Genomic DNA, 4113 nt, shown 5'->3' with positions numbered 1-4113 from the left:
CGTGCAGCCTGAATGATTTAATGCAGACGCTTGCGGCACATCAATTGAGCCATTTTCGCGGTGTCCGGGCGCTCGACGATGCCTTTTTCGGTGACGATCGCATCGATCAGGTCGGCCGGGGTCACGTCGAAAACCGGGTTGAACGCTTCCACATCTGCCCCCACCCGCTTGCCGCCAACTTCCAGCAACTCGCGGCCATCACGCTCCTCGATAGGAATCTCGTCGCCACTGGCCAGGTTCATGTCGATGGTCGAACTCGGCGCCACCACCATGAAGCGCACGCCGTGGTGCATGGCGTTGACCGCCAACTGGTAGGTACCGATCTTGTTCGCCACATCGCCATTGGCGGTAATCCGGTCGGCGCCGACGATCACCCAGGTCACACCCTTGGTTTTCATGATGTGCGCGGCAGCGGAATCGACATTGAGGGTCACCGGAATACCCTCATTGGCCAATTCCCACGCAGTCAATCGCGAACCTTGCAGCCATGGCCGGGTTTCGTCGGCGTAGACGCGCTCGACCATGCCTTCGATGAACGCCCCGCGAATCACCCCCAGCGCCGTGCCGAAACCACCGGTGGCCAGTGCACCGGTGTTGCAATGCGTAAGGATCGCCTGGGCGTTGCCTTGATGTTTGCGGATCAGGTCGACGCCCAACTGGGCCATGGTCAGGTTGGCTTCGCGATCACTTTCGTGGATGGCGATGGCTTCGGCTTCCAGCACCGACAACGGATCGGCGTGCTCCCTCAGGCGCTCAAGCCGCTCACGCATGCGACCCAAGGCCCAGAACAGATTGACCGCGGTCGGACGGGAGTCGGCCAGCAGCGCGAAATCCTCTTCCAGCGCCGCTTGCCAGTCGCCACCTTCGGCAAAACGGGTACGGGCCGCCAGCACCACGCCATAGGCCGCACTGATGCCAATAGCCGGCGCACCGCGCACCACCATCGAGCGAATGGCTTCGGCCACACCCGCAGCGCTGGTGTAGGCGATCCAGGTTTCCTCGAACGGCAAAATACGCTGATCCAGCAAATACAGTGCGCCATCACGCCAATCGATGGCCTTCACCTTCTCCGCAGCCAACAGTCGATCGCGCATCCCACACCCCGCACTCATGAACAAAAGCCGCCGATTATAGCGATCCCCCCGCGAAGACGCTCGGGTATACTTCGCCATCCTTTACAAAAGCACTGGAACCGACTCTCGATGCCGACCCCCACCGCTGCGCTCGACCTATTATTGCTGCCAACCTGGCTGGTACCCGTCGAACCGGCTGGCGTGGTCCTTAAAGAGCATGCCCTGGGTATCCGCGACGGTCGTATCGTGTTTATCGGCCCACGCGCAGCAGCCTTGAAGCTTAACGCAGCCGAAGTGCGCGAATTGCCGGGCATGCTGCTCAGCCCGGGCCTGATCAATGCCCACGGGCATGCAGCAATGACGCTGTTCCGCGGCCTGGCCGACGATCTGCCGCTGATGACCTGGCTGGAAGACCACATCTGGCCGGCCGAAGCCAAATGGGTCGACGAGGCGTTCGTACGCGACGGCACGGACCTGGCCATCGCCGAGCAGATCAAAGGTGGCATCACCTGCTTCTCTGACATGTATTTCTTCCCGAAGGTCGCCAGCGAACGCGTACATAACAGCGGCATTCGCGCCCAGATCGCCATTCCGATCCTCGATTTCCCGATTCCAGGCGCCAGCACGGCGGATGAAGCCATTCGTCAGGGCGTCGAATTATTCGGCGATCTCAAGCATCACGAACGGATCAAAGTCACCTTCGGCCCCCATGCCCCGTACACCGTGGGCGACGAAAACCTGGAAAAAATCCGGGTGATCGCCGAAGAGCTGGACGCCTCGATTCACATGCATGTCCACGAAACCGCCTTCGAAGTGCAGCAGTCGGTGGAGCAGCGCGGCGAACGCCCGCTGGCCCGCCTCGGCCGCCTGGGCCTGCTCGGGCCGCGTTTCCAGGCCGTTCACATGACCCAGATCAGCGATGAAGACCTGGCGCTGCTGGTAGAAAGTAACACCAATGTGATTCATTGCCCGGAGTCGAACCTGAAGCTGGCCAGTGGCTTCTGCCCGGTCGAGCGCTTGTGGCAGGCTGGGGTGAATGTGGCAGTCGGCACCGATGGCGCGGCCAGCAATAATGACCTGGACCTGCTTGGTGAAACCCGCACCGCCGCATTGCTGGCCAAGGCTGTCGCCGGCTCGGCCACCGCGCTGGACGCCCATCGCGCCCTGCGCATGGCCACGCTCAATGGCGCCCGCGCGCTGGGAATCGAAGCGCAAACCGGTTCGCTGGAAGTCGGCAAGGCGGCAGACATCGTCGCATTCGACCTGTCGGGCCTGGCGCAGCAACCGGTCTACGACCCGGTTTCGCAACTTATATATGCCACTGGCCGCGACTGCGTGAAACACCTTTGGGTCGCCGGCAAGCAACTGCTCGACGACCGCCGCCTGACCCGCCTGGATGAAGCGCAACTGTGCGCCACCGCCAAGGCTTGGGGCAGGCGCATCAGCGGCCACACCGAATCGTAAGCACCCTGGACCAAAACCGGGGCAACAGAATTTTTCAAGTTTTAGAGGACTGACACCATGAGCAACGTCGACCACGCCGAAATCGCCAAATTCGAAGCCCTGGCCCATCGCTGGTGGGACCGCGAAAGCGAGTTCAAACCGCTGCACGACATCAACCCCCTGCGGGTCAACTGGATCGACGAGCGCGTCAATCTGGCCGGCAAGAAAGTCCTCGACGTCGGTTGCGGCGGCGGCATCCTCAGCGAAGCCATGGCCCAGCGCGGCGCCACCGTGATGGGCATCGACATGGGCGAAGCGCCGCTGGCGGTCGCGCAATTGCATCAACTGGAATCCGGCGTAAACGTCGAGTACCGGCAAATCACCGCCGAAGCGCTGGCCGAAGAAATGCCTGAGCAGTTCGACGTCGTTACCTGCCTGGAAATGCTTGAACACGTTCCGGATCCGTCCTCGGTGATCCGCGCCTGCTTCCGCATGGTCAAGCCTGGCGGCCAGGTGTTCTTCTCCACCATCAACCGCAATCCGAAGGCCTATCTGTTCGCCATCGTCGGCGCCGAATACATCATGAAGCTGCTGCCGCGTGGCACTCACGACTTCAAGAAATTCATCCGCCCTTCCGAGCTCGGTGCCTGGAGTCGCATGGCCGGCCTGACCGTCAAGGACATCATCGGCCTGACCTACAACCCGCTGACCAAGCACTACAAACTGGCATCCGATGTCGACGTCAACTACATGATCCAGACCCTGCGCGAGGAGTAAGCCGATGCGTATCAGAGCAGTTCTTTTCGACATGGACGGCACCCTGCTCGACACCGCGCCGGACTTCATCGCCATCTGCCAGGCGATGCGTGCCGAGCGTGGTTTGCCGCCGATGAACGACAAGCACATCCGTGACGAGATCTCCGGCGGCGCCAGGGCGATGGTTGCAGTGACTTTCTCGATGGACCCGGAATCGCCGGGCTTCGAGGAGCTGCGCCTGGAGTTTCTGGAGCGCTATGTCAAAGGTTGCGCGGTGCACAGCAAGCTCTTCGACGGCATGGGCGAATTGCTGGCCGACATCGAGAAGGCCAACCTGATCTGGGGCGTGGTCACCAACAAGCCGCTGCGCTTCGCCGAGCCGATCATGCAGCAATTGGGGCTGGCCGAGCGTTCGGCGCTGCTGATCTGCCCGGATCATGTGAAGAACAGCAAACCGGACCCGGAGCCGTTGATCCTGGCGTGCAAGATGCTCGACCTCGATCCGGCCAGCGTGCTGTTCGTCGGCGACGACCTGCGCGATATCGAATCCGGCCGCGATGCCGGCACCAGAACAGCCGCCGTGACCTACGGCTACATTCATCCGGAGGATAACCCACGGCATTGGGGCGCGGATGTGGTGGTCGATCATCCAATGGAGTTGCGCCTGGTGCTGGATAGCGCTTTGTGCAGTTGCTGATGACAGAGGCTTTTGTGGCGAGGGAGCTTGCTCCCGCTGGGCTGCGAAACGGCCCCTTTTATTATCGCGCAGTGTCAGGTATGTCGCATTTGCAGGTTTACGACTGCTTCGCAGCCGAGCGGGAGCAAGCTCCCTCGCCACAAA

General features: G+C 61.6%; 4 protein-coding genes. 3 read left to right on the top strand and 1 reads right to left on the bottom strand.

Annotated elements, in window-relative coordinates:
* Positions 1-17: 17 nt before the first annotated feature.
* The gene (mtnA, locus tag AC1DLB_RS23390) at positions 18-1094 is read right to left on the bottom strand and encodes an S-methyl-5-thioribose-1-phosphate isomerase (protein ID WP_018929856.1); all 1077 of its coding nucleotides are present in this window, start codon (positions 1092-1094) and stop codon (positions 18-20) included.
* Positions 1095-1202: 108 nt separating this feature from the next.
* Between mtnA and AC1DLB_RS23385 the strand changes: the two genes are divergently transcribed.
* The 3 genes from AC1DLB_RS23385 to mupP are packed head-to-tail and all read left to right on the top strand — an operon-like array spanning position 1203 to position 3969.
* Positions 1203-2537: a TRZ/ATZ family hydrolase gene (locus AC1DLB_RS23385; RefSeq protein WP_192350951.1), complete on the top strand. Its 1335-nt coding sequence runs from the start codon at positions 1203-1205 to the stop codon at positions 2535-2537.
* A 57-nt stretch (positions 2538-2594) separates the two neighbouring features.
* Complete coding sequence (gene ubiG, locus AC1DLB_RS23380) at positions 2595-3293, top strand: bifunctional 2-polyprenyl-6-hydroxyphenol methylase/3-demethylubiquinol 3-O-methyltransferase UbiG (protein WP_018929858.1); 699 nt, start codon at positions 2595-2597, stop codon at positions 3291-3293.
* 4 nt (positions 3294-3297) lie between these two features.
* Positions 3298-3969 (top strand): N-acetylmuramic acid 6-phosphate phosphatase MupP, encoded by a 672-nt coding sequence (mupP, locus tag AC1DLB_RS23375; RefSeq protein WP_018929859.1) that lies wholly within the window; start codon positions 3298-3300, stop codon positions 3967-3969.
* Positions 3970-4113: the final 144 nt, after the last annotated feature.

This window comes from Pseudomonas sp. 05N434, from assembly GCF_056396965.1.
Note: the sequence above shows the minus strand (reverse complement) of the source record. Positions and strands in the feature narration are given on the sequence as shown.